Here is a 26,756-nt window from a genome sequence, read left to right as displayed (position 1 = left end):
GACCTTAAAAAAATTATATTCAGCAAACTATTTTCTCTCATGTCATTTTCTAGATCAACCATTTTCAACATATATATAAACAAAAAAAGGAGGCACTTATGATCATTCATATTATACAAAGAGGAGAGACTTTATGGAACATAGCTGAACGCTACGGTATCAGTCTTTCTGAAATTATTGCTGCAAACAGTCTGCCCGATCCTAATCGATTACTGATTGGCCAATCACTTGTGATTCCCATTGCTTTTCGTCAACATATCGTCCGAGCAGGGGAAACATTATGGCAAATTGCCCAAAAATATGGAGTTGCCGTCGGGTCTATTGTTCAGGCTAACCATATTAGTGATCCTTCAAAAATTAATCCGGGAATAATTTTAAACATTCCGCCTCGCATCCATACTGTGAAGCCTGGAGAGAATTTATCGCAAATTTCTCAAATTTACCGTATATCCGTACAGGAAATTGCCAAAGCCAATCGAATTCAAAATCCCGACCTTCTTTATCCGGGGACAAGATTAACGATTCCTTTTGTAAAACCAGTCATTGACGTAAATGCATATACGATCCATGCAGGTGAAGAAGGAGGCAAAGAAGTTCGAGAAGCTGGCAGCTTTTTAACATACGTTTCTCCATTTGCCTACATCATCCGGGAAGACGGCGGACTCGATGCAATAAACGACACAGCGATTCTTCAAGCTGCTTTAACAGAACAAGTGATACCAATGATGAGCATAACAAATTTTACGTTCAGGGACCCCGGGTCACGGCTGGCTCATGCCATCCTTTCAAATACGGAACTGCAAGATCGATTATTGACCACCATTATAAACACTATGAAAGAAAAAGGTTATCGTGGATTAAATATTGATTTTGAAAATGTATTTCCTGACGATCGTGAGTTATATAATCAATTTTTACAGCGCGCCGTTGACCGATTGCACAAAGAAGGATATTTTGTTTCGACCGCGCTCGCCCCTAAAACGAGCCCAGAACAAAAAGGAATATTATATGAGGCACACGACTATGCCGCACACGGCAGGATTGCAGATTTCGTTATTTTAATGACATACGAATGGGGTTATAGGCTTGGACCTCCTCAGGCGATCTCTCCGCTTAATCAAATCAAACAAGTGCTAGATTATGCTGTAACCGTCATTCCAAGAAATAAAATCTTTATGGGCTTCCAAGTATATGCTCGTGACTGGCTCCTTCCCCATGTTCAAGGTCAGGAAGCAGAAACATTCGATATGCAAGAAGCGATTCGTCGAGCAGTTCAACATGGTGCTGTGATACAGTATGATCGAACATCTCAATCTCCGTTTTATCGGTATGTGGATGAACAAGGCCGTACGCATGAGGTCTGGTTTGAAGACGCGCGCAGCACCCGGGCAAAATTTGATGCGGTAAAGGATTACGGTTTACAGGGAATTAGTTATTGGGTACTTGGCTATCCGTTCCCGCAAAATTGGGTATTACTTGAAGACAATTTTCAAGTGCGGAAATTCCGTTCAATTCATTGATAGCAGAAGTCTCTCATAGCACAAATGAAAATAAGGGAACCTACGCACAAAGCGTATGTTCCCTTCTCGCTTATTCCTCTTTCATAAACGGCCACCAGTTCGCTTTACCAAACATTTTGACCATCACCGGTACAAATAGCGGCAGTACAACAAGAGCATATAAAAATAATCCTGTTAAAACAATTGTGGCAATTTCGAGCAGCGACAGCACACCGGACGGAAGCATCGCCGCAAATGTTCCGCCTAAAATGACCGCGGCGGAAATAATGACCGTTCCCATATGACGCATAGCTGAAAGCATCGCTTCTGTGACAGGCAAATCTCTGTATTCGTTGAAGCGGTTCATAAGGAAGATGCTGTAATCTATGCCAAGCGCAATTAAAATGACAAATGAGAAAAATGGAACTGCCCAGTTCAAACCGTCGTATCCAAGAAGGCGAACGAAAATGACTTCTGACACCGCCATTGATGTGTAATACGTTAGAATAAGCGATAAAATTAAATAAATGGGCATGACAAACGAGCGCAGCAATGCAATTAATATAAGAGCAATCCCTATCAGCATCAATACAACTGTGCGGGAGTAGTCGTTTGCTGAAATCTCGTTCAAGTCGGAGTAAATGCTAGTAACCCCGTCATAGGCAATTTTCGCATTTTCAAGCTTCGTGTCTTTTACGGTAAACTCCACCGCTTGTTTGACCTCAGTAAGCTGATCCATCGCTGAAGTTGAATATGGATTTTTCTCGAAAACAACATCAATGGTTGTCACTTTGCCGTCATTCGATAAGTAAGCTTCTTTCGCATCCGCAAATTCTTTGCTTTCAAGCACTTCCTTCGGCATGTACCAGCCTGCCATTTCCTGATTTGAAGAAGAAAGACCAGATAAGTAATTTTCGGCAGAACCGAGACCATCGGCTACTTGATTTAGACCATCCACGCTTTTGTCAAGGCCTGAAATCAGCTGATTCATTTGTCCATCCAGCTGAGAAAAACCTTGCAGCAATTCCTCCTGTCCATTGTTGACTTGGCTTAAGCCGTTAGACAGCTCCGGCAATTTTGAAATGATGGTTTGCTGTCCAACCGCTGCTTTATTCAACCCTTTTTGCAGCTGATCAAGCCCGTTGATGAGCTCTCCCATTCCATTAACGAGCGCTTTTTGACCTGAAAGTAATTCAGAATATGAACGGTTCGCCTGCTCTATTCCATTTGTCACTCGCTGAAGCGCTCCGTTAATTTGCTGAAATCCGCTTCTCATTTGTTTTGCTTGTTCACTAAGCTGGGAAGCTGCCATTTTTACCTGTTGATACTCAGCATCCTGCTGAAGCTGCTGATGTCGTTGTTCGATGCGGTTTAAAGATTCACTCATGCCGGATAAATGTGTTGACAATTGACCGAGATGTGATTCCATCTGTTGATATTGTTTCAGCAATGAATATAGACTGCTTCCGGCTGTTTCGTATCCTTTCAAAAGCTGTTCTGCGCCGGATTGCAGCTTTTTCGCATTGTTTTGAACGGTCTCAAGCCCTTTCTTTATGTCACCGGCCCCCATTGATCCGCTCTCGATCCCCTGTTTAACTTGCGAAAGCCCTTTTTCAAGTTCACCGACGCCTGCTTTTAATTCATTTGTTCCGGAAACGAGCGCTTCAATACCGTCTGTAGCTTGTTTTAATTTCGGAGATGATGCAGAAAGCTCTTTGCTCGCTTCATTCAAACCGGAGCTGATTTGTTCAAGCCCTTCATTTCCCTGACCAATTCCGTCTTTCAGCGTTTTCGCCTGTTCTGTCACAAATAATTGGTCGATCTGTTCGCCTGTCGGTCTCGTTACTGAGCAGACCGTCTCGACACCTTCAACTTTTTCGATGCTTCTGCTTATTTTTTCAATTAAAGCAAAATATTCCGTCCTATTCATGTTGTCATCATTTTTGATCACAATTTTTGTCGGCATCGCTTCGCCTGGGTTGAAGCTTTTCGAAATAATATTAAAAGCCTTGACAGAGTCGTAATCATCCCCGATTTCTTGAAGGGAATTAAACGACAGCTTGCCGTCATAGGAAAGCAGCACTGGGAGGGTAATAATTCCTACGATGATTAAAGAAACAAGCGGTCTGGTGAACGAAAAACGTCCTGCAAAGTCCCATAGCTTGCTCTGTTTATGTTCCAGATTTCCTTTAACTGGCCAAAACAACACCGGGCCAAGCACAGCCATGAAAAACGGAACAAGCGTCATAAGTGCTACCAGCAGGATGGCGACTCCGACAGCGACTGCCGCAGCCGATTGATAAAGCTTAAATGATGACAATCCGATCGCCGCAAAGCCGATCATAACGGCTAAACCGCTGAAAAACACAGTTTTTCCAGCCGTGCGATAGGTTGTTATAATCGCTTCAGTTCGGCTTTCTTGTTTGCCAAGCTCCTCTTTAAAGCGGCTTAGCAGTAAAATGCAATAGTCTGTACCGATCCCGAACAAAATGGCAACCAAAAATGTTTGCGTAAAAGTGGACAATGGAAAATTCACCATTTCAACTAAAAAGGCGACAATTGACTGTGATGCCAAATATGTAATGCCGACTGTCAAGAGCGGCACAAATGGCGCTATAAGCGAGCGGAAAACGATCAGCAAGACGATCAAAATAAACACGACTGTTATGCCTTCTGTTTTTTTCACTCCTTCCTGCGAGCTGACAATAACGTCTTCATCGATGATCCAGCTGCCGGTATAATAATGCTCCAATGAAATATTATCGATCACTTTATAAAGAGCGGATGTCATTTCTTTTGCCGTTCTTCCGTCTCTTTCCATTTGTATTGACGTCAAGATGGTGGTTTTATCTTTTGAAACAAGCTGATCCTTTAACTCCTCTTGATGAAAAGGCGAAACAATTTCTGTAATCCGTAAATTCTTGCTGTTTTGTTCAAGCTGTTTTACAGCTTGTTCCGCTTCTTTCCAATCTTCCTTTGTCAGCCCGTCCTCATTATGCAGCACAAGGGCGACTGATATTAGATCTCCTGAATGCTCTTTGCTCTGAATTTCTTTTAAAATGTCATTCGCAATCGAAGAGGAATAACCTTCCGGAACCGTAATTTGCCCTTTTTCGCGCACAAGCTCCTCCATGTTTGGCGATGTAAAGAGCAAACCAATAACAGCAACAAGCCATAAAATGAGTACAAACCATTTTCCTTTCAGGATTGCCCTCATGACTCAACCTCCAGTTCAAGCAATACGTTTGCCAATTTTTCATAGGTTTGAATAAACGATTCGATCTCGTCCTCCGAAAATTTTGTTATGAACGATCCTACAACTTTATGAACTCTCTCTTCTGTGCTTGCAAACAAATTGCTCCCTTTTTCAGTCAAAGCCAAATAAATGACCCTCCTGTCTTTTTCATCGCGAATTCGCCGAACAAATCCTTTCTCAACAAGCCGATTAATCATCGCTGTGATCGCGCTTTTGTTCACTCGAAAAACATTAGCTAGTTCTGTTGAAGTGCACCTTTCCTTTTGATGGATATAGCGCAAAAGATAGTGTTGTTCGTTTGTGATATCTGGATCAATTTCACATTTCACAAGTTCTTCTGCTCTTTTCGTTACAGTGAACGAAACCTTAATATACCGTTCGATCAATTCATCTATTTTTTTTCGATCCATTGTCTGCCCCCTATTTTAAATAGTTCAACTATTTAACTATTAAACTATTTAACTATCAACCTGTCAATCAATTTTGTATGAAAATTGGCAAACTTCCTCTTCTTCAAGCGCGTGAAAGGTGCATTCCAATAATTTGAAGGCTTCTCTAACGTGCTGAACGCTAGTTTCCATTCTCTAAAATATGTTCTTAGCATAGAAAAAATGTTGTGTGAGCCAAGCTTTCATACTGTAAAAGATCCGCGTCACATAAGAGCAGATTCGCCGAGTTAGCAGGCAGGACTGTCCGTTGCACTCTCAATGCTTTCGTTATAGAACTGAGAAGCTCCTGTTTCAAGTGTCAGTTAAACGGCGAGCAATTCATGGAAAAAGGGATCAACCTGCAAAGATGATCCCATCCATCGGTTCACAAAATCATCCAAACCGAAACAGCTAGCGAAGCAACAATTGGAATAACCTGAATACATACCATTCCTTTAAAGGTGATTCGTTCTTCAGGAATCGGAAATGAAGCCTTTTCACAAAGCCAATTAGCAAGCTTCTCCATTTTTGACTTTTTCATTGGAAAATCCGGTACTTCCACTGTATATTTTTTTAATAATTTATCAATTTCACGATCCTTTTCCATCAGATTCGATCCCCCATTCTTTCCTCATTTTTTGAACCGCTTGATGCAGCCTTGATTTCACCGTGCCCAAAGGTATGTTTAAGATGCGCGCAATATCCTTTTGTGACAGATCATGATAATAAAACAATACGATAACAGCCCGCTGTTCGTTTGAAAGCGATTGAAGCATCCGCTCGACCTCCATTTTTTCATCGGAACGGGATATGTTGACAGGCTCTTTATATAAAAACGGAAGAAGACGGTGCCACCTTGCTCTCATTTTTATTTTGCTGATCATCGTATGATAAGCAATTTGAAAAAGATATGTCTTCAGCCTCCCTTTTTCAGGGGAAAAGTAATGCTTTTTTTGCTGCAGCTTCAAAAATGCATCTTGAACGACATCCATGCTAAGCTGGTCGTCCCGTGTACAACGGTAAATAAAGCGGAAAAGCGGTGCTCGATATCGTTCATAAAGCTCGTTCAAAGCTTCCGTATCACCGTTTTGAAATTTTTCCATGAGCTTTTCATCTGTTAAATTCATCTGACCACCGCTCTTTAATTCCTTTGAACACATACAGGATTCTTCCGATGAACCAAAGAAACGTCATTAAAGTAAACATAAACGATTGATGAAGGAAAAATTGAATGACAGGACTGTTAATGTTATCTCCCCTTATTAGAAAGATAAAGAGTCCTGTGAGGCAGCAAAATGAATAAATTGCGGATATAACCGTAATCGTATCCCAACGGGTCCAATAGAAATAAAGATCGGTTTTTTTAAAATCAATGTTTCCCCATCGATCCCGAACGACCTTTTTATTTAAAGAAGCGATCGAAACACCGAAAATCGTTCCGATGATTCCGCCTACAATTGAACTGATTACCCAGCCGGTTACAGGCATAATTGTCATCTCCTTTCCCATCATTCATCTGTTTATACAAATCGTGAAAGGAAAAAGTTCATTTTTTTCCGTAATTTTTTAATAAAAAGGCTTCAGGTTGATTTCATCTGTAATATTAACAAAATCGCTGTTAGTTTTAATGTTTCGCTGGCCGTTTTACATGAAACGCTCCGATTCCATTCCGTTGATCAACATTTTACATCTTCTTGCAGATAAATCTCACGCTTTTTTCGCAAACGTCATAGGTCCGAAACAGATTCAATCATTTAAATGTTTTATGAAAAATGAAGTTTTCCTGTTTCTTTCTGTCAAGTCGAAAAAGTTGAAGTTGTTTCTTTTCATTCGATACAATGGATGTGCGATTGATTCATAAAAGAAGGTGAAAACATGAAAATTGAAATATGGTCTGATTATGTTTGCCCATTTTGCTATATCGGAAAGCGGCGGATGGAAAAAGCGCTTGAGCTGTTTCCGCACAAAGAGCAAGCGGAAATCGTGTTCCGCAGCTTTGAGCTTGATCCAACTGCCAAAAAGGAATACGATCTTTCCATCCATGAAATCATTGCTCAAAAATACGGCATTTCCGTTGAGGAAGCGAAGCGGGCAAATAACGATGTTGCCAAACAGGCAGAGTCCGTCGGATTGACATTTCGCTTCGAGGAAATGAAGCCAACAAATACGTTCGATGCCCATCGATTAGCGAAATATGCAGATAAAAAAGGGAAAGGAAGAGAAATGCACGAACGGCTCTTTTATGCTTATTTCACTGAATCGAAATTAATCAGTGACCATCAAGTTTTAGTTGAACTCGCAGAAGAAATCGGCTTGGATGGCGACGAAGTCAAGCAAGTGCTTTCAAGCAGTCAATTGGAAGAGGAAGTTAGAAAGGATGAACAGGAAGCCTCACGTCTCGGTGTCAGAGGTGTGCCGTTTTTCGTCATCAACCGCAAATATGCCATTTCTGGGGCGCAGCCAACAGAAGTATTTTTGAAAAGCTTTCAAAAAATATGGGATGAAGAAAACTCTTCTTCGCCGCTCAAACCACTGGCAGCTGATGGCGGAGGACTATGCAACGATCAGAGCTGTGAAATGTAATTCGTTTTGACCGCAAATGGGCAGGAGGAACAACGGTCATCAATAACGACGTGTCCTCCTTTTGCATTTCTTTCAGTTCATGACATCTGTCAATTGCTCACATCGCAAAGTTTGTTTAATTTATTTACTTAATTTCGTTTGTTAACACATATAAAAGAACCGAATCGTCAGGTTATCCATGTTTACATCCTTTGTTACATTGACTAACCTTCCCAAGTTTTCTTAAGAGGAACAATTCTTACTTTACTCCTCAAACTATGAAATTTAGGCGGTGCGGCCGCTCATTATATCTTCATAACGGTGATGAATCGTTTAACTATTTTTCTTGTTGATCTGCTATTCCTTTTTTCTTGAATGATGCAAAGACCTTTCCATTTTATTACACTTGCACCCGAAATAAAAAAATCCACGTCAAAGTCCCAGAGGTAAAATACTGGGATTTTGACGTGGATCTCCATTTTCCCTTCAAATTTATGAATTTTTCATCCATCGCAACATTGTAAATGATTTCAAAGAACGGACTTTTTTCCATTTAATGTTTGATTATCCATTTCTTCATAAATTAAATTCTCGCTTCAAAAATGACCGCCTCTTGATCAAATTTCATATCCATTAGACCCTCTGTTTTATTTATAAAAGAGTTCCAATTGTTGATAAGATTATTGTAAGTAAATGGATAATACGCATGATGCGCCGACCAATCATTTTGAAAAAACATGTCCCAGTCGTTTTTTGAGGAATGATAACGGACAAGATCATTCCAATTCGCATCATTTGTTTTTTGTTCATATGAAACGTAAGCAGACGGTATAATATGCAAAAAGACATGATCTATATTTTTTTCTTTTGCGTGCCTTCTCATACTTGAAATAATGTCATCGATGATTTTCGAATCAAGTATGGAATAAGCCCTTTTGCTCCGTCCATATGCTTCTTCCCTCTTTTCCTCCTGGAAGCGGTTGTATGATTCAATCGTTTTTTGGATATATGAATGGTATACATGCTCAAGGTTGCCACGCATTTTTTCAGACAATGGTGTATGAAGCAATGCTTCCAGCTTCATCCCTAATAATCCGAGTTCAATCCCGATTTGTTCTTCGCTTTTTGCAGCCGTATAGCCATGTTCTGTTCGGACCGCTTCTTGATAAAAGGACCCAGCCGCTTCAAAATCATATATTGTATAATGATCGCCGGTTTCTAAAGCGCTTTCCTTCTGTAAAAATTGTTGGCGGAGCGCCTCCAACTTAAAAGTATGGTTTCCCCTTAACAGCTGTTCACCATCCGTTCTGTCGATTGGGGCATAATCCTCATGCTTGCGTAAAAAAGATGTATATTGTTCGATGCGCTGTTCATAAGCTTTTAAAATATCGTTATACATCTCCTCTTTCACGTCTGGGAGACCATGCTTCACAAAAAAGCCGCCAACTGATTTTGAAAAAGAATCAGCTAACTGTTGGATGCTTTGTTGAAAAAAATGATCGAGTTTGTCGAGCCGCTCTTTTCGTTGTTCACCAAAAAAATTTTCTTCAATCCAGTTTTTTAAATAAACATATTCTGAAGCTAGATCATCAATTTTTTCACCTAGGCGGTCAAAACGCCCAAATCCTGCCCGCCCCCTTGCTTTCGCGTAGAACTTAGTTGATTTCCAAGGAACGATTAGAGCGTTTGACTTCCCCCTTTTTAACGTGATTGTTTTCAGAACAGATCCGTGTGCCAGCGCTTCCTTCCTCAAATCTTTTATGTTGTCCTTTTCTGATTGGGCCCCAAGATTGGATTCATATATTTTTTCGACAATAGACTGTTTTTTCTCATGTTCTTTCAATGATTGCTGCAGAGCCACAATAGGTGCAAAACTGAATTGATCTGTGTAATAAAGCTGAACCATTTTTCCACCTCCTTTTATATCAGAAGCTAGAAAGGATTCCTAAACTTTCATTTTTTTGCGGATGCGAGTTTGTTTGATTTATATTCTTAGTTTCGACGGAAACCATTATAAAACCTCTTGTTTGCACAAAGATTTTAAGTGACTGTCCAAAATGGATTCGATCATCTCATTAGATAAATATTCCGGATGCATTAATCCATGAATGGCCAAGCCATCGATCAGCGCATACAGACGGTCCACCTCCAGCTCTACATTGATATTCGGCCGCGCAAGATCAAGTTTGACTAAAGTCTTGATGACCTGTTCAAATCCATAACGCATTTTAAGATATACTTCTTTGCTTAAAGGCTGAAGTTCCGGCTCCGAAAGAGCTTTCTGGGTAAAAGCAAACCATACCTCCATTTCTTTCTTTGTATCATCTTCAAGCGGCAAAACCTCCCGGATCATCCTTTTCATTGCATCAAGCGGCGGCATAGAATAATCAATTTCGTTAATTCGTTGACTCACCCTTTCCGACACCAATTTCATTGCAAATGACAGCAGTTCTGCTTGAGTTGAAAAATAATGTCTTAATGAACCAACGGAAACTCCTGCTTCTCTCGCAATATTGCGAACGGTTGCTTTTTCCATCCCGCCTTTCGCAATGACATTCCATGTCGCTACAGCAATTTTTTCTCTTTGTTTTACGTGATCCACTTTTTTCGGCATATTTTTATTATATCATGGTTGTTTTTTTAATACACTTGTGTTAAATTTTTATTTAATACGTGTGTTTTAAAAAGGAGTGGAATCATGATCGGTTGGCTCATTGTCATATGCGAAATTTTGTTTTGGATATTTGTCGGCGCCGGATTATTCGCCAGATATATTCTAGGCTGGAAAAAAATCGGGTCGCTCCTTCTATTGTGTACGCCTATTATCGATCTTGTTTTAATCATCGCAACGGTTTTCGATTTGAAAGACGGCGCAACAGCTCATTTTGTACACGGATTGTCTGCTGTATATATTGGGGTTTCGGTTGCATTTGGCAAACGGATGATTCAGTGGGCGGATGAACAGTTTGCTTACCGATTTGCTGGAGGAAAGCGGCCAAATAAACGGCCTCAATTCGGAAAACAGCATGCTGCTTATGAACGGAAAGGCTGGTACCGCCACCTTCTAGCATGGATTATTGGGAATGCACTTCTCCTGTTCATGGTTCTTTTCGTCAACGATTTCCAGAAAACAGAAGCACTTTTATCATTTTCGGCAAAATGGACGTTCATCCTGTTTATCGATTTTTTATGGAGCTTCAGCTATACAATATGGCCGAAAAAAGAGGCGAAAGGGCATTATGAAAGTTAAAAATGCAATCCTATAATTTGACCATTTTCCCCTAGATTAGCGCTACAGAGCTTGTAGAGAAGGACAATATTTTTCTCTACAAGTTTTATTTACAGCTTTTTATGCCATGTTTGTAAACTCTTTACGTTAGTACCATCCCATCATAAACACTCCGAAACATGCAGTATTCACTAAAAACGTAATCCCAGCTGCGATCAGTATTCCTTGAGCAATCGCTGTTTTTCTTTTCATTAAGGCGATCACCACTGCTGGAATGATATAAATCACCTGAACAAAACCGATAAAAAAGATCGTAATCGGAAAAATCAACAATAGCCCATGTAAAAGAAGCACAATACCGATGCCTTTCCAAATGTCTTTTGTATGCTCATTCATGCGCAGTCATCGCCATTTCTGTTTGAATTTCTTTCAGCCGGTTTTCAAGGCTGTCCCTATAAAACAAGTTATACGTGTCAAACGGAATGATGCGGCCGTCGTGATGTACAATATGAACACAGGATTTTTTAACTGAACGAACATCAAAGTTATAAGCATCTAAAAATTGCATAATAATTACACGAAACACATTGTTATAGCTGATATTTTCCGGTATCGCTACTTTCGGCAGACAGCATAATAAATCTTTTAGTGACATCGCGGAAGAGCCGGGAGAATGATTTAAACTGAATAGCTCAAAAACTTTATGTTTCAATTGTTCATCCTGTTCAAATACGATCGTATTTTGATCTCCTTCAAGGAGAATATGCGGATCGATCATACCCGTCAGAGGCTTTACTTCCCCGTTTAACTTCAGCGCATACCCCATTGCCAAACAGTCAGGATGGCAAGGGACGGGAATAATATCGTCTGCTTGAAAAACCTCCGATTGCTCGATAATCATGCTGCGAACTTCGCTCAACGTTAATCGGTCAGTTGCAGGGTTAAAATTTTTTGTTCTTCCGGCAATTTGCACCGGCTGAAAGGTGACTCCCCTGACTGCCTGCTGCGAAAGACCGTATTTAATGATTTTTCCGACCTCCTGATCGTTTACACCCTTTTTTAACGTGACAACTAATGTTGTGGAAATGTTGTATTCATTTAAATGTTCTATTGCCTTCTCTCGGACTGCTCGCAAATCCACTCCGCGCAGATCGATTAACGCCTCTTTTTCAAAACTGTCAAACTGCAAATAAATTTCAAATCCGGGCATGTAGCGAGCCAGCTTTTCAGCAAATTTTTTGTCCTGGGCAATTTTAATTCCGTTTGTATTCACCATTATATGCTTAATTGGCTTCGATTTCGCCATTTCTAATATCTCGAAAAACTGTGGATGGATCGTTGGTTCACCGCCGCTGATTTGAACGATATCTGGTTCCCGCTCATTTTTCACAATCGCATCAAACATCTTCTCAATTTCCTCTAGTGGGCGCCATTTCTGTTTTTTCGGGGAAGACTCCGCATAACAGATCGGGCATTGCAAATTGCACTGATCCGTAACTTCCACCAATGCCAAGCAGCTGTGCTGCTCGTGATCCGGACATAAGCCGCAATCATACGGGCACCCGTATTGAATGGAGGTATTCCAGCGATACGGCATTTCTGCACGCTTCAAAAATTCACGGCATTTTTTGTAATATTCGATATCGGTTGAGATCAATACTTTTTCTCTTCCATGATGACGGCAATGTTTTACTAAAAAAACTTGATCATTCTCAAATATGACTTTTGCTTCCGTTTTCCGCAAACATTTCGAACAAATGCTGTTCGTTAATTCATAGAAAATGTATGGTCTATTTGGCATACTGAAATTTCTCCCTTCTCTTTTTCCTTATAAGGAACAAATAGTACATCAATCCGACGAAAGCTGCTAACTGAATGTTGTTTAACCCAAAATACGGGTGAGGTGTCGGCTTGATAAAATCAATAAAAAAGCGAAACAGCAAATAGGAAACCATAAAAAACTGGAACAGAAACCCTTCCCACGGAGATGTTTTCTTTTTTCTTATGTATAGAACGAAAAAACCGATCAGCCATAAATAGACAATTTCATATATTTGAGTTGGATGTCTCGGTACGCCGTCTCCAAAATCAACACCCGTCACCCAAGTCGTTGGGGTGCCGTGCGTATGGTCTGAGAGGCCGGTGAAAAAACAGCCTATCCTGCCAATGCTCATGCCAATAATAAGCGGTAAGACAAAATCATCGCCTGTCGAGCGCTTCCAGCCGATTAGCTTTTTTGCGGTTTCAACTCCGATCAATCCTCCCAGCAATCCACCGACGATCGTTTTCCCGGCCATTAAATAGTTGAGATTCGTCACATTTTTCAGCGTTTCAACAGGATTTTCAAGCCAATACAGGAGCTTTGATCCTAACGCAGCCCCGGCTATCGCACCGATCACGACCCACATCGCCTTATCAAGCGGAATTCTTTCTTTATTTCTCGTATGCAAGTAAACTCTGAAACCGACAAAATAAGCCAAAGTCTCAAAAAATAAATGCGGATGAATCGAAACAGGACCCAAATGTATATAAACAGGAAAATCCATTTTACACCTCTTTTTGCAAAACCTTACTTTCATCATATCAAAAAATATGAATTTATTGTTTTAATATTTTAAACATTACAAAAAAATTTCGTTGCAGCAGTTATATTTTTTCCCCGTCTCAACTAAACTAATGGAAGCGCCGGCAAATATTTTCGAAAGCTGATTTTTGTTCAATAAGCTTAGCATCAATAAGTGATTCCAAACTGTTTGCATCAGTCCATTTGCAGAAAGCTATATTTTCTAATGTTTATAATCAAGGAAGATTGGATTTTTCCGGAAGCAACTCCCGAATTTCCTTTGAATCATGATGGCAATCGCTTTTGCATACAAATAAATAATTAAAAGTTATTTGTTAGGAATCGTTGTTTGAGCAGGTTTCCTAGATTTGATTCAACGATCATCCTGTCATTTCCTTGCTCTCATTCACGCAAATCTTTCAAACTTTTTTTACACTTGACAGAATCGGTTTTGAAAAATATACATCCTACTAATTGTGCAATTCAAAATTTACGAGACTATATTTTCGTTTATAATGAAGTTGTCAAATTCCATAACGTAAAGGGGGAAAACACCATGTCTGGCAAGATGAAGACTTACCGAGTGGGGATCGCAGGTGCGGGCGCTTTTGCCACTTTTTTGTCCGGTGCGCTTGCACGGCTGCCTGAATTTCAATTGACAGCTGTCGCAGGAAGGACGGATACAAAACGGGAGAGCGTGATGGCTGCTTTTCAAAAACAGAGACATAATGCGATAACGCCAAAAGAATATTATGAGGCAGCCGACCTTATAGCCGATCCTGAAATCGATATTGTCATTTTAGCAACACCGCCCCATCTTCACTCCTCACTTAGCCGACTGGCTTTAACACACGGAAAGCATGTCTTGTTAGAAAAACCTGGTGCCCTTTATGCCAAGGAACTTTTGGAAAATGCGAACTATGCAAAAAAACAAAAGCGTGCATTCGCCGTGAACCTTGTATTGCGTTACAATCCGCTAGTAGAAGCTGTTGAATGGATCGTCCGCCATCGGCTGCTTGGATTCGTGCATCATGCAAGTCTCACCAACTCGGCTCATCACGTCGCCAATGGCCATTGGTTTTGGAATGATCAACTAAGCGGAGGCATTTTTATTGAACATGGAGTTCATTTTTTTGAGGTCGGTCGCCACATACTCGGAGAAGCGGTCGATGCGAACGGTTTTGCTCTGACGGAGGAAAACGGTGAAAAACAGCGTGTTTGGGCAAGCGTTCTTCATAAACCAGTTTATCAACAAGACGAAAAAAGTTCGGAAAACAACATATATTCTTTAGTTCCTGTTCAATATTACCACGGCTTTACGATGGATCCTGACGCACCGGAATCGACAAAATGGGAAATTCATTGCACTCATGGACGGATTGTACTTGAAGGATGGATTCCCCAAAAATTATTTTTAGAGGGCAAAATCTCAAAAGAACAGGGCGAGCTGATCGATCAAATACTAGACAGCATACCGAAAAAACCGGTAGAAAACGCTGTTGAAAAAGTACGCTCTTCAGCCTTTCATTGTTTCAAAAATAAATCGTTCCCGCTTGAAGCACTATCCAGCATTTCATACGAACGGACAATCAAATTGGAGCAGCGGCAATTGTGGTATGAGGCAATGGTCCAAGACCGTTTCCTTGATTTTTGCCGAATCATTGAAGAAGAAGGATGGGAAGGATTTGTTACAGCTGAAGACGCCGTGAAAGACTTAGAACTGGCAAATCGTGTAACGTTTAATAAAACGGAGCAGCCGCTAACCGAATAAATTGGTTAGCGGCTTTAAATAGCATTTTATCCAATGGAAAACGACTGATCTAATCTCGTTTTTTTATTTCACATATACACTAATGCGAAATGATGTTAACGTCATTCCAGCACCTTTCATGTTCCCCTTTTAATTTTTATTCAAAATCCCCTCTAAGAACAAAAGGGACACTTGGTCCGCAAGTTCATTTTCTGTTTTTTCTCCTGTCATTACATATCGTTCAATAATGTGCTCGATCACTGAGAGAAATGCTTCACCGGCAAATTGAGTGTCAATTTCCGTTTTAACAATTCCAAGTCTTTGATTGTTGCTCATATTTGCTGCTATTTTTTCAACAATGATGCTTCGTAAACGATCATCTTTGTTCTCCCTGAGTGCAACTTTCGTTAAGTGAGGATTTTTTCCGAGAAACTTCAGAATGTCAGCGATTGTCTCACGGACATGGTCTTTCACATGCTCCGGTTGTATATCAGCCACTTTTTTTCCTGCATCACTAAAATGAATTAACTGCTTTTCAAAATCTTCAAGCATTTGTTCGAAAATTTCTTCCTTGCTGTTGAAATAAAGATAAAAAGCTGCCTGCGTGAGCCCTGCTTTTGCCACAATATCGCTGATCTTTGTAGCATGAAAACCTTTATGAGCGAACAGCTCCGCAGCAGCTTGAAATATTTTCTTTTTGCTCTCTTCTCCTTTATTTCTCGCCATAAAAATCACCCTTTTTTATACAACTAACTAATTAGTTAGTTGTTATTGTACATGATATTGCTTTTACGATCCATTACTTCCATTAAGTTTTTTTGCCATCGTTTGATCATTTCTCCTCCTCTGTCGCCACCGCTGTTGTGATGCTTAAACAAATAAAGAGCGGCATCAACAAATGAGCCGCCCAATTACCCTTGTGTCAGGCTGATTTAGCCTCCATTTGAAAGCCCGGATCATTCCATATTTCAATCCATTTTTTCAATGCCGTTGCCAAGATGACAATACCAAGAACGAGCATAATGATGGATAAAATTCCGTTTAATACGTTGTAGCCTGCAGCTTCCGGATTCAAATAAACATTTACGGTCATCCAGTAGCCTGCATAGTTTACTGTAGCAAATAAATAAGCTAACGGAATGAGGCAAGTAAGCATATATCTTCGTTTATCGGCAATTTTTAAAATGACTGTCGCACCGACAATCAGTCCGATGGACGCCATCAGCTGGTTCGATACGCCAAACAATGCCCAAACCGATCCAATATCTCCTGAGTAAAGCAGGTACCCCCACATAAAACAGGCTAAAGCGCTTGCAAATACGGAAGCCGGAACGGAGTCTACCTTTTTCAATGGTTTATACACTTCACCGAAGAAATCTTGAATTAAATAACGTGCTACACGTGTTCCTGCATCAATCGCAGTTAAAATGAAAACAGCCTCAAACATTATAACAAATTGGAAAAAATACGAAGCCAAATTCTCAAACCATGGAATCGCAGTAAAAATATAAGTCATTCCAACTGCAAGTGTAACCGCTCCACCTGTTCTTCCTTCCAAATTTAAACCTATTTCCTGGCTTAAAGCTGGTAAATTAATAACATCCATTCCAAGTGTCCGGAATACTTCCGGTGCGGAATTGATCGCAAAATAATCTGCCGGATGAAGAGCTGTTGCAGCGATCAGCGCCATGATGCCGACCAAACATTCCACCAACATGGCTCCAAAGCCGACAACTTTTATATCGCTCCACTTATTAAGCATTTTCGGCGTTGTACCCGATCCGACAAAAGCGTGAAATCCTGAAATCGCACCGCATGCAATTGTAATCGATATAAACGGCCAAACAGGTCCAGCTAAAATCGGCCCTCCGCCGTGGATAAATTCTGTAAAGGCCGGCATTTCAATAGAAGGATTAATGATAAAAACACCAATGATCAGCGCAATGAACACACCGATTTTCATAAAGCTGCTCAAATAATCACGAGGAGCAAGCAGCAGCCAAACCGGCAAAGCCGCAGCAAAAAATGCATAGATTGGTAAAATAAGCGCCAAAGTTTTAGTATCGAATGTCAACCAATCCCCAAGAGCTGTTTCTTGTATGGAAGGTCCTGCGAAAACACCTATCATTAATAAAATAAAGCCAACTGTTGAAGCTAATTTTAAATTGCCTGTTTTCTTATAGAAAATTCCGACTCCCATTGCAATAGGAATGGTGATTCCGACTGCAAACGTGCCCCAAGGGTTTTTTTCCAATGCATGAAGAACAACCATGGAAAGACCAGCCATTGTTATGGTAATAATAAACAGCATGGCAAGTCCTGTGCAAAAGCCGGCTACCGGACCTAATTCTTCTTTTGCTACTTCCGATAATGATTTCCCTTTTTGCCGCATGGAAGCAAATAAAACGACTGCATCATGGACGGCTCCCCCAATTACGGCACCAATCAAAAGCCACAGTAGACTGGGCAAATATCCAAATTGTGCGGCCAGGATCGGTCCGACGAGCGGTCCTGCTGCAGCAATAGCGGCAAAGTGATGCCCGAAGCTTACCCATTTATTCGTTGGAACATAATCCTTTCCATCATTTAATTCGTGAGCTGGTGTCGGTTTTGAATCATCCAGCTTCAACACTTTTACAGCCATAAATGTTCCGTAAAGACGGTAGGCGATCATTAAAATACACATTGAGGCAATCACGATTGTAATCGCATTCATTTTTTTGTAACCTCCCCTTTGTTCTTGCTTTTTACATTCATTGTATTAAATAAACATCTTCATGATCGGTTTTCAAAACAAAATGCAAGAATCCGGGGATAAATCGTCAATTTCTTAAATTGAATTGCAACAATTTTGTCACAAATATTGCTTAAAGCTTTCAGCTTTTTTTAAATGCCCAATCGCTTTTTCAGTTCCTTCGTATAAGTTCTGCTGACCGGGATCGATTCGCCATTTTTCATGATTACATGATACGTGGAGTTGAACCACGGCTGAATTTCAACTATTTCATTTAAGTTGACTAAATAAGCTCTATGAACACGCATGATGTGCGTTTGCTGCAGCTTTCTTTCAAAAGTGACAAGCGATTCTTTAACTTCATATTTTTGATCGCGGCAAGTGATAATGGTTTTTCCGTCATTAAACTCAATATAAAGAATATCTTTCACGTTAATAAGCAGAATGCGGTCGTCTAATGACACAGGAATCTTTTCATCCTGCATTTGAAAATATTGCGGTCTTTTTTCTTGGCGGGCTTCCAGCCGCTTTGAAATTTTTTCAATTGTATGAAATATCCTTTCCTCATCAAACGGCTTCAAAATGTAATCAACCGCATTCAGCTCAAATGCTTTTAAAGCGTACTCATCATAAGCGGTTGCAAAAACAATCTCAGGTCTATGATCAATCTCCATTAGCTTTTCAGCAAGTCTAATCCCTTGTTCATGAGATGACAGCTGTATATCGAGAAAGATCACATCCATGTCGGTCTGGCGGATTTTTTCAATCGCTTCATCCATTTGTTCCGCTTCCCCAACAATCTCTACCTGCTTGCTCCTTTTAAGCAAGTAAATAAGTTCGTCTCTTGCCAACGGTTCATCCTCCACGATAAAAGCCTTGATCATACGGCTACTTCTCCTTTCATTTCTAATGGAAACTTAATCGTCACTTTCGTTCCATTTTCATCACTTTTAATATGGAAGGCTCCGGCGGAACCATAAATTTCTTCTATTCGTTTTTTTATATTCCAAAGAGCTGTTCCTGTTCCATCATTCGATTGAACGGTCTGATTTCCCAATTGGCGCAATAAATGATCAGGAATGCCGCTGCCATTATCTTCGGTGATTAAGATCATTTGATCATTTTCTGCATACGCCCGAATGGACACTTTCCCATGCTCCTTATTGGCAAAAGCGTGCTTGATGGCGTTTTCGACGAGAGGCTGAAGCGTAAACGGCGGAACCATTACTTTCTTTAAGCTTTGGTCAATATCAAAACTTACATGATATTTATCAGGGAATCTTGTCTGTTCAATAGATAAGTACGCTTCAACATGCTCAAGCTCTTTTTCAAGCGGAATGACAAATTGTCTAGCTCCCTGTAAATTACTTCGGAAGAACACGCTTAATTTTAAAAGAAGCTTTCTAGCTTTATCCGCATCAGTTCTGATCAAGCTGGAAATCGTGTTTAACGAATTGAACAGGAAATGCGGATTAATTTGCGCCTGCAAAGCTTTAATTTCTGCATCTTTCAGCAGTTTTCTCTGCAGTTCTGCATCAGCAAGCTCCAATTGGGTAGAAAACAGCTTGCTAAGTCCTTCCGCCAGCTCTTGCTCCACTTTATCCATAAGACTCGGGTCTAAAAAATAAAGCTTTAACGTGCCAACCGTTTGGTTGTGTACTTGAAGCGGCATAACAATCGCTGACTGAAGCGGACAATCAGAATTTGGGCATTGGATTTCCTCCTTCGATTTTGCTTTAATGATTTTACCCTGCTCTAAAACCTTTTTTGTCAGCTTTGTTACTAAAGTTTGCCCCTGCTTATGATGATCAGAACCGGCACCGATATGAGCGAGGACAATTTCCCGATTGGTAATGGAAATGGCATCTGCTTTCGTCCATTTTAAAATAATTTCCGCCACTTTTTTACACGAATGCTCATTTAAGCCTTTTCGGAAAAATGGCAAGGTCTGCTGCGCGATGTAAAAAGATTTATGTGTTTGAAGAGCCTTCGTCCGCTCTTCCTCCACTAGAATCGAATGAATAATTAAAATAAAAATAAGAGTCCCAAATCCGTTAATCGTAATCATCGGAAGAGCGATTAATTCTACAAGCTTAACTGCGGATTCAAACGGGCGGGCAAGTAAGAGAATAAGTCCCATTTGAGTACATTCCATAAAAATTCCGGTCAAAACAGCTTTCCAAGGTGAAAAATTGTCTTTTATTCTAAAACGCTTCCAAAGGAAACCGGTCACGAATCCAGCCAAAATAGTAGATGCTCCGCAAGCAAACGCGGTAAATCCTCCTAATGTCATCCGATGCAGTCCTGCTACTAGACCAGTGCCGATGCCGACGAATGGACCGCCAAGCAATCCCCCAATCACTACTCCCATAATTCTTGTATTGGCAATTGCGGCATCTCCATCCACTTCTATTTGCCATGTTTGTGAGCTGATATTGCCTTGAGCAATTTCGACACCAGTATAATTACTAATAATGCCAAAAGATCCAAATACGGCAATCAGCATTAGCTTTTCGCTTAATCCATGCTCATGATGAATCATTCGCCGAAATGCCTTCATCCTTGATAACAAAAAAGCTAAAATGACTAAAATTCCCACTCGCTCCAGCATTAAAGGCATTAAATCAAACAAGACAGACACACTCCTTTACAGCGATATTCCAGCTTTTGTTCGCTCGCGGTGTCAATATTCATTGTACCTATTAAAGGGTGCTGAATAAAGTTTAATGTTCACAATGGTTATCATTACTATTACATTTTAAGCTTCTCAAAATGGATTTTTAGGCAGTACTCATTATAATATGGGTGTTATAGTGAAACTTAGAGCGGGTGGAGATGCGGTATTTGATGCGGCAAGACATTTTAACATAATAGACGCAGCTACTGCCAGAACGTTTAAAAATAATAGTAAAAAATCGGAAATTGGTTAACGCAATTTGAAAATGCTGGTTCAGATGCAGCTGCTATGGTTAGAACAAGACTTCCAGTTTACTTAAAAAAGAATACTAGAATGAGTAAAACTACCGCTGAGAACATTGCAATAGCTGTAAGCTGGGCTATTCGTATGGCAGATGCCTTATTCTTTTAGGAGAGATACTTGTGGGGATTTTAGCTGTAAGTGAATGGATGAAAAAATGGTTTACATGAAGATGATATACATTTTATCGAAACAATTTTGACTTTTGCTTCAACATTATAAAACCCAGTGGCTGAGAGTGAAGAATCAATAACAAAGTCAATAATAAAATAAATAGCCTTTTCCCTGAAAGAAAGGTGAAAATTAATAGAAAGGGCACTTATCAAGATTTTAAAAATGTATTAAATGAAAATAAAATATTCATAAACCTAAGTGAATTATTGAGTAGATACCATTCTCAAGGAATTTGCAAGGATTTATGTGAAAAATTACTTAAAGAATACAATGATAATAAAAATGTGTAATTTTAGTTATTTCGGTTGTAGTCATATAATAACTATTCGAGTGCTCGTCGTAAAAAACTTATGCTTTAATGTTTGTCCATTATAATTTATATTGTCTAATTAAGGAAAAAGCCTAATTTCTCATCATTTAAAATGAGAGAATTAGGCTTTTTATTTCGGAATTTACTTAGTGTTCTCAATCTGCATTTTCCTACAGCAACCCTAAGTAGAAGCAAGGAATGATTGGGATCAGCAAAAAACTTATTTCTTTGAAACGTAGCATATCTTAATTGAAATAAAAAGGTCGCTCAAAATTATCAGATGCACATAACAACCCAAATATTAGGCAAAGATAAAAGCATCATCAGATCTAATAGGAGGAACTTTTTTATGAAAGAAGCCGTTAGTAAAAATGAACTTCCTAAGCTTTCAAAACCGTTTTGGCCAGATTCTGTTCAGCTGCCCTCCTTCAACAAGCTTGACAAAGATATTTTTGTTGATGTAGCGATTGTAGGCGGCGGGATCACAGGCATCACAAGCGCCTATCTGCTTGCGAAAGAAGGAATCAAAACCGCGCTGATCGAATCGGATCGTATTTTAAATGGTACGACCGGGCATACAACCGCAAAAGTCACCGCACAACACGGGCTGATTTATGATGAATTTATACAGCACTTTGGGGAAAGTAATGCAAAGCTATATTATGAAGCAGCCAGCGATGCGATGGAGTTTATCAAACAAACGATACAGGAGCACAACATCGAATGCGATTGGAAAGAAGAGGATGCATATGTTTATACGAATTCAGAGCAATACATAAAAAAAATCGAAAACGAATATAAAGCATATGAAAAGCTTGGAATTCAAGGAGAGCTTGTGGAAAACATCCCTGTTCCCGTACAGGCAAAAACAGCAGTTGTGATGAAAAATCAAGCCCAATTTCATCCGTTAAAATATTTGCAAAAGCTTGTGGAAAACGCGTCGGAAAAAGGGATAGACATCTATGAGAATACAGCAGCTGTCGATATAAAACACGGCCCACACCCGAAAATTTTGACAAAAGACGGTTATCACATTTTGTGCAACTATGTATTCATTTGTTCGCATTTTCCTTTCTATGATGCCGCCTTTTATTTTTCAAGAATGTATGCAGAAAGATCGTATATTATTGCTGTCAAAACAAAAATTGAGTATCCCGGCGGCATGTACATCAGCGCCGAAAATCCGGTTCGGTCGCTTCGGTCCGTCACGATCAATGGAGAAAAGCTTGTGCTGATCGCAGGTGAAAATCATAAAACTGGACAAGGAATCCCGATGATTCAGCATTACGAGTCCCTTCAAGCTTTTGGCGATCAAGCATTCGGCATACAAAAAATTCCTTACCGATGGTCTACTCAAGACTTAACAACATTGGATAAAATTCCTTATATTGGACATATAAACGAACAGAAAGCAAATATCCTGTTTGCGACAGGGTTTCGAAAATGGGGAATGACAAACGGCACAGCCGCCGCACGACTGCTTGTCGATATAATTAAAGGGAAGGAAAACCGATATCGCGAGCTTTTTACCCCAGCAAGATTTCAAGCAGATCCAAGCGTGAAGCAGTTTATTTCAACGAATACGGATGTTGCAAAGCATTTGATTGAAGGAAAGCTTGAGTTTGCTCTAAGAAAGCCGGAAGATTTAGCCCCTGATGAAGGAGCAGTCGTTTCCTATAATGGAAAAAGAGCCGGTGCCTACAAAGATGAAAATGGCAGCCTCCACATCGTAGATACTACCTGCACCCATTTAGGCTGTGAATTAGAATGGAACAGCGGCGAGAAAACATGGGATTGTCCATGCCATGGTTCGAGATTTTCAATAGACGGCGATGTTGTAGAAGGTCCGGCACTCAAATCAATTAAGAAATTAAAGGGGTGACTGCATCGCTTCCAAGTCCAAAAAATGAAAAATAAAAGGGAGAAAGACTTGTTGAACAAAAACAATCCTTTCTCCCCTTTTTTATTGAAACGTCTGTTCTTCAATCAAAATTCTGCCATAAGGAGAACTACGACAGGATTTGCTCAATTTCCTCGAGCACATCTTCCGTTAATTCCACATCAATTGCTTTGACGTTTTCTTCGACTTGCTCCGGCTTGGTGGATCCGATCAGAGCGCTGGCAACATTCGGCTGCCGCAATACCCAAGCAATCGCCAATTGGGAAAGTTTAATTCCTAATTTATCCGCCACTTTTCCTAATTTTTCTACCTTCAATAAATTTTCATCTGTCAGCAAATCATTGATATATTTATTTGCTTTTGGATCACTCGCACGGCTTCCTTCCGGGATGTCTCCATTGCGCTTATATTTCCCCGTCAGAACACCTTGTGCAAGCGGCGAAAAAACAATTTGGCTAATACCGTTATGTTCGCAGACTGGAATAATCTCCTTCTCAATATAACGGTTCAGCATATTATATTGCGGCTGGTTGACCACGATGCGGTCCAGCAAATATCGATCTGCTGTGCCAAGAGCTTCTTGTATTTGCTGAGCAGTCCATTCACTGACGCCGACATATAACACTTTTCCTTGCCGGACAAGATCATCAATTGTGCGCAGCGTTTCATCGACCGGTGTTTCCGGATCATAGCGGTGGCAGTAATAAATGTCAACGTAATCTAATTGAAGGCGTTTTAAACTGGCATGGAGCTGTTCAAACACATGCTTCCGCGATAAGCCTTTGTCATTGGGGCCATCTCCCATCGGCCAAAATACTTTCGTTGCCAAAACATATGATTCACGCGGATATTTCCGCAATGCTTCACCGACAACCTTTTCCGCTTCCCCAGTTGCATAAACGTTCGCTGTATCAAATGAATTGATGCCTAGCTCATACGCTTTGTCAATCGTCCGAATGGCCGTTTCTTTTTCGATGGAGTTTCCGTATGTAAGCCAGCTTCCCAAGCTGATTTCGCTAACCTTTAGCCCCGTTCTTCCCAATTTGCGATATTTCATTTATTCATCCCCTTTTTCAAAAAATAGCAAAAAATTCATTCAAGACTCATTATAATACTAAACATTTCGAATCTGAAAGCAATTTGTTTGAAGGGGACAAAAATCTATCATTTTAATCGGATATGATCATTTCCGCATCGGAAGAAATTCTCTAGTTTTCATAAAACTTGCGCTGCCGATCAGTCAGCGTCATGGTAGCGAACCACTTCTTCATAAAAAATTTTTTGCGAGTTAATGACTGGTTCGTTTTCCGACCGTTCAACATAATGATAATCGCCGTTTGCATCCTGAAAACGCGCTTTGACGTTGTCCTTTAGTTGTATGTCCAAGATGTTTTTCAAACGCTCTTTTAAACGGACATCATAAATCGGAAAAAGAATTTCAACACGTTTAATCATGTTTCTTGTCATCCAGTCAGCAGAGGATAAGAAAATTTTCTCCTCCCCAAAATGGTGAAAGTAAAAAATACGGCTATGCTCCAAAAAGCGGCCGACGATGCTTCGCACTTGAATGTTTTCGCTCACGCCTTTTATTTGCGGTCGCAAACAGCAAATTCCCCTTACGATCAAGTCAATTTTGACTCCAGCCTGCGAAGCTTCATAAAGCTTCATGATAATCGTTTTATCTGTTAAAGAATTCATTTTGGCAATAATCCGGCCTTTGCCGCTTTTCTGGTGCCATTCGATTTCTTGATTGATGAGTTTGATAAAGGTCTCCCGCATATCATATGGCGATACAGAAAAATGATTCCAATCCGGTTTTTCCGCATAACCGCTCAAATAATTAAAAAAGTTGGTTGCATCGATCCCAAATGTTTCTTCGCTTGTAAAAAAGCCGATATCCGTATACAGTTTCGCCGTGACGTCATTGTAATTTCCCGTGCTCAGATGAACGAAGCGTTGAATTTTACCCGTTCCTTCTTCCTGCCGGACGACAAGGGTAATTTTGCTGTGCGTTTTTAAATGGTGAAAGCCGTAAATAACGTGAACTCCGTGCTGTTCAAGCATTTTTGCCCAATGGATGTTGTTCTCTTCATCAAATCTTGCCTTTAATTCAACTAAAACCGTCACCTGCTTCCCGTTTTCCGCCGCTTTTGCCAATGCTTGAACAATCGGCGAATTTCCGCTTACACGATACAGCGTCTGCTTGATTGCCAACACTTGAGGGTCATCCGCTGCACTTTCAATAAATTCAACAACAGGCTGAAAGGACTCGTACGGATGGTGTAATAATAAGTCCCGTTTTAATATAGCTTCGAACAAATTTCCGTTCGGCAAGTCGAGCGGGGGTGGTGGAATGAACGAATCATGAACAAGGTGCTCAAAATCGGTCAGCAAATGGGTATAAAATGGAAATAAAAACGTTAAATCGATCGGGCCGTCCACTTCATAAACATCCATTTTTTGAATTTCCAGCACATCCATTAAATAATTTAAAACACGTTCATCTATCGTTCCTTTTTGAATTTCAAGCCTGACCGCCGCACCCCACTTCCGCTTTTTCAGCTCCTTCTCAATCACTTCCAGCAAATCCCGCGCCCCTTCTTCATCAATGGTCAAATCTGCATTCCTCGTAATGCGAAACGGTGAGACCGAAATGATGTTGTAACCGAGAAACAGTTTGTAAATAAAACTGCTGATCAAATCCTCAAGAAATACAAACTGCCTCTTTCCATCTTGATTCGGCACTTCAATGAATCGAGGCAAAACAGCAGGAACTTGAACGATCGCAAAAAAAGGGTTTTTCCGCTCTTTTTTCTTATATTGAAGCAATACGGCCAAGTTCAACGATTTATTTAAAAGCATTGGAAACGGTCTGTACGCATCGATCGCAAGAGGCGTCAAAACCGGGAAAATTTGCTCATCAAACTTTTGTTCCAAAAAGCGGAATTGTTCGCCAGTTAATTCATTAAGCTTGAGAAATTCAATCCCTTCCTCTTTTAATTCCCCCTGTACATATTCATTAAATATTGCATATTGGCGTTTGACCAATGTGTGGCATTTCGCCGAAATGGCGTTAAGCTGCTGCTTTGGCGTCATGCCGGCTTTATTTTCCGGTAAATTAAAACCAGCTTTTTCTTGATCTTTTAAACCAGCAACCCTCACCATGAAGAACTCATCTAAGTTCGAGCTGAATATAGCTAAAAACTTCATCCGCTCAAGCAAAGGATTTTCAAAGTCAATGGCCTCTTGCATGACACGCTCATTAAATGCAAGCCAGCTTAATTCCCGGTTATTATAAAATTCTGGACGGCTTATATCTGGAATCAATTGTTCTTTCTTATCTTGCATAATTTCGCCCACCTTTTACCTTTCGT

At 40.2% G+C, this 26,756-nt stretch carries 22 protein-coding genes; 5 read left to right on the top strand and 17 right to left on the bottom strand.

What is annotated here, in order from left to right:
- Positions 1-98 precede the first annotated feature (98 nt).
- Entirely contained in the window at positions 99-1,520 is a 1,422-nt protein-coding gene (locus ACVIJU_RS09705; RefSeq protein WP_311067269.1) for a LysM peptidoglycan-binding domain-containing protein, read from the top strand.
- Positions 1,521-1,590: 70 nt separating this feature from the next.
- Here ACVIJU_RS09705 and ACVIJU_RS09700 read toward each other — a convergent pair whose 3' ends face one another.
- The 5 genes from ACVIJU_RS09700 to ACVIJU_RS09680 form a co-directional block, all read right to left on the bottom strand.
- Positions 1,591-4,716: an MMPL family transporter gene (locus ACVIJU_RS09700; protein ID WP_456687512.1), complete on the bottom strand. Its 3,126-nt coding sequence runs from the start codon at positions 4,714-4,716 to the stop codon at positions 1,591-1,593.
- A complete protein-coding gene (locus ACVIJU_RS09695) occupies positions 4,713-5,165 on the bottom strand; it encodes a MarR family winged helix-turn-helix transcriptional regulator (RefSeq protein ID WP_144597992.1) in 453 nt (150 codons plus the stop codon). The genes ACVIJU_RS09700 and ACVIJU_RS09695 overlap by 4 nt, the downstream gene beginning before the upstream one ends.
- A gap of 403 nt (positions 5,166-5,568) precedes the next feature.
- Entirely contained in the window at positions 5,569-5,790 is a 222-nt protein-coding gene (locus tag ACVIJU_RS09690) for a hypothetical protein (RefSeq protein ID WP_063389540.1), read from the bottom strand.
- Positions 5,774-6,310, bottom strand: a complete 537-nt coding sequence (locus tag ACVIJU_RS09685; RefSeq protein WP_082830412.1) for an RNA polymerase sigma factor — start codon at positions 6,308-6,310, stop codon at positions 5,774-5,776. Before ACVIJU_RS09685 ends, ACVIJU_RS09690 begins: the two co-directional genes overlap by 17 nt.
- Positions 6,294-6,671 carry a hypothetical protein gene (locus tag ACVIJU_RS09680; protein WP_063389541.1) on the bottom strand — a complete coding sequence of 126 codons (378 nt, stop codon included), beginning with the start codon at positions 6,669-6,671 and terminating at the stop codon, positions 6,294-6,296. Before ACVIJU_RS09680 ends, ACVIJU_RS09685 begins: the two co-directional genes overlap by 17 nt.
- A gap of 387 nt (positions 6,672-7,058) precedes the next feature.
- On the opposite strand from ACVIJU_RS09680, the gene ACVIJU_RS09675 reads away from it, so the two are divergent.
- A complete protein-coding gene (locus ACVIJU_RS09675; protein WP_130156572.1) occupies positions 7,059-7,766 on the top strand; it encodes a DsbA family oxidoreductase in 708 nt (235 codons plus the stop codon).
- 562 nt (positions 7,767-8,328) lie between these two features.
- On the opposite strand, the gene ACVIJU_RS09670 is transcribed toward ACVIJU_RS09675, so the two are convergent.
- The gene (locus tag ACVIJU_RS09670) at positions 8,329-9,651 is read right to left on the bottom strand and encodes a hypothetical protein (protein ID WP_456687511.1); all 1,323 of its coding nucleotides are present in this window, start codon (positions 9,649-9,651) and stop codon (positions 8,329-8,331) included.
- A 105-nt stretch (positions 9,652-9,756) separates the two neighbouring features.
- Positions 9,757-10,359, bottom strand: coding sequence for a TetR/AcrR family transcriptional regulator (locus tag ACVIJU_RS09665; protein ID WP_340806422.1), 603 nt, complete (start codon positions 10,357-10,359; stop codon positions 9,757-9,759).
- Positions 10,360-10,443: 84 nt separating this feature from the next.
- Here ACVIJU_RS09665 and ACVIJU_RS09660 point away from each other — a divergent pair, with 84 nt between their 5' ends.
- Positions 10,444-10,995 carry a hypothetical protein gene (locus ACVIJU_RS09660; RefSeq protein ID WP_063389545.1) on the top strand — a complete coding sequence of 184 codons (552 nt, stop codon included), beginning with the start codon at positions 10,444-10,446 and terminating at the stop codon, positions 10,993-10,995.
- A 126-nt stretch (positions 10,996-11,121) separates the two neighbouring features.
- On the opposite strand, the gene ACVIJU_RS09655 is transcribed toward ACVIJU_RS09660, so the two are convergent.
- From ACVIJU_RS09655 to ACVIJU_RS09645, 3 genes are read right to left on the bottom strand one after another with little or no spacing between them, the layout of a single operon-like run.
- Complete coding sequence (locus tag ACVIJU_RS09655) at positions 11,122-11,370, bottom strand: hypothetical protein (RefSeq protein WP_063389546.1); 249 nt, start codon at positions 11,368-11,370, stop codon at positions 11,122-11,124.
- The gene (locus ACVIJU_RS09650; RefSeq protein ID WP_063389547.1) at positions 11,363-12,775 is read right to left on the bottom strand and encodes a radical SAM protein; all 1,413 of its coding nucleotides are present in this window, start codon (positions 12,773-12,775) and stop codon (positions 11,363-11,365) included. The genes ACVIJU_RS09655 and ACVIJU_RS09650 overlap by 8 nt, the downstream gene beginning before the upstream one ends.
- Positions 12,765-13,520 (bottom strand): prolipoprotein diacylglyceryl transferase, encoded by a 756-nt coding sequence (locus ACVIJU_RS09645; RefSeq protein WP_063389548.1) that lies wholly within the window; start codon positions 13,518-13,520, stop codon positions 12,765-12,767. Before ACVIJU_RS09645 ends, ACVIJU_RS09650 begins: the two co-directional genes overlap by 11 nt.
- A 573-nt stretch (positions 13,521-14,093) precedes the next feature.
- Between ACVIJU_RS09645 and ACVIJU_RS09640 the strand changes: the two genes are divergently transcribed.
- Positions 14,094-15,308 carry a Gfo/Idh/MocA family protein gene (locus ACVIJU_RS09640; RefSeq protein ID WP_066246674.1) on the top strand — a complete coding sequence of 405 codons (1,215 nt, stop codon included), beginning with the start codon at positions 14,094-14,096 and terminating at the stop codon, positions 15,306-15,308.
- Between the two features lie 129 nt (positions 15,309-15,437).
- Here ACVIJU_RS09640 and ACVIJU_RS09635 read toward each other — a convergent pair whose 3' ends face one another.
- From ACVIJU_RS09635 to ACVIJU_RS09615, 5 genes are all read right to left on the bottom strand, one after another.
- Positions 15,438-16,013, bottom strand: a complete 576-nt coding sequence (locus ACVIJU_RS09635) for a TetR/AcrR family transcriptional regulator (protein ID WP_063389550.1) — start codon at positions 16,011-16,013, stop codon at positions 15,438-15,440.
- A gap of 35 nt (positions 16,014-16,048) precedes the next feature.
- Complete coding sequence (locus tag ACVIJU_RS09630) at positions 16,049-16,198, bottom strand: hypothetical protein (RefSeq protein ID WP_162877018.1); 150 nt, start codon at positions 16,196-16,198, stop codon at positions 16,049-16,051.
- Positions 16,199-16,209: 11 nt separating this feature from the next.
- Positions 16,210-18,003, bottom strand: a complete 1,794-nt coding sequence (cstA, locus tag ACVIJU_RS09625; RefSeq protein WP_063389551.1) for a carbon starvation protein CstA — start codon at positions 18,001-18,003, stop codon at positions 16,210-16,212.
- 170 nt (positions 18,004-18,173) lie between these two features.
- Positions 18,174-18,905 carry a LytR/AlgR family response regulator transcription factor gene (locus ACVIJU_RS09620; RefSeq protein WP_063389552.1) on the bottom strand — a complete coding sequence of 244 codons (732 nt, stop codon included), beginning with the start codon at positions 18,903-18,905 and terminating at the stop codon, positions 18,174-18,176.
- Complete coding sequence (locus tag ACVIJU_RS09615) at positions 18,902-20,653, bottom strand: sensor histidine kinase (RefSeq protein ID WP_094245720.1); 1,752 nt, start codon at positions 20,651-20,653, stop codon at positions 18,902-18,904. Before ACVIJU_RS09615 ends, ACVIJU_RS09620 begins: the two co-directional genes overlap by 4 nt.
- A 1,178-nt stretch (positions 20,654-21,831) precedes the next feature.
- Between ACVIJU_RS09615 and ACVIJU_RS09610 the strand changes: the two genes are divergently transcribed.
- Complete coding sequence (locus ACVIJU_RS09610) at positions 21,832-23,364, top strand: FAD-dependent oxidoreductase (protein WP_066246668.1); 1,533 nt, start codon at positions 21,832-21,834, stop codon at positions 23,362-23,364.
- A 127-nt stretch (positions 23,365-23,491) separates the two neighbouring features.
- On the opposite strand, the gene ACVIJU_RS09605 is transcribed toward ACVIJU_RS09610, so the two are convergent.
- Both ACVIJU_RS09605 and ACVIJU_RS09600 read right to left on the bottom strand, forming a co-directional pair.
- Positions 23,492-24,439 carry an aldo/keto reductase family protein gene (locus ACVIJU_RS09605; RefSeq protein ID WP_066246666.1) on the bottom strand — a complete coding sequence of 316 codons (948 nt, stop codon included), beginning with the start codon at positions 24,437-24,439 and terminating at the stop codon, positions 23,492-23,494.
- A gap of 179 nt (positions 24,440-24,618) precedes the next feature.
- A complete protein-coding gene (locus tag ACVIJU_RS09600; protein ID WP_066246664.1) occupies positions 24,619-26,730 on the bottom strand; it encodes an RNA degradosome polyphosphate kinase in 2,112 nt (703 codons plus the stop codon).
- Between the last annotated feature and the right edge of the window lie 26 nt (positions 26,731-26,756).

It is taken from the genome of Aeribacillus sp. SP014 (genome assembly GCF_054055575.1).
Note: the sequence above shows the minus strand (reverse complement) of the source record. Positions and strands in the feature narration are given on the sequence as shown.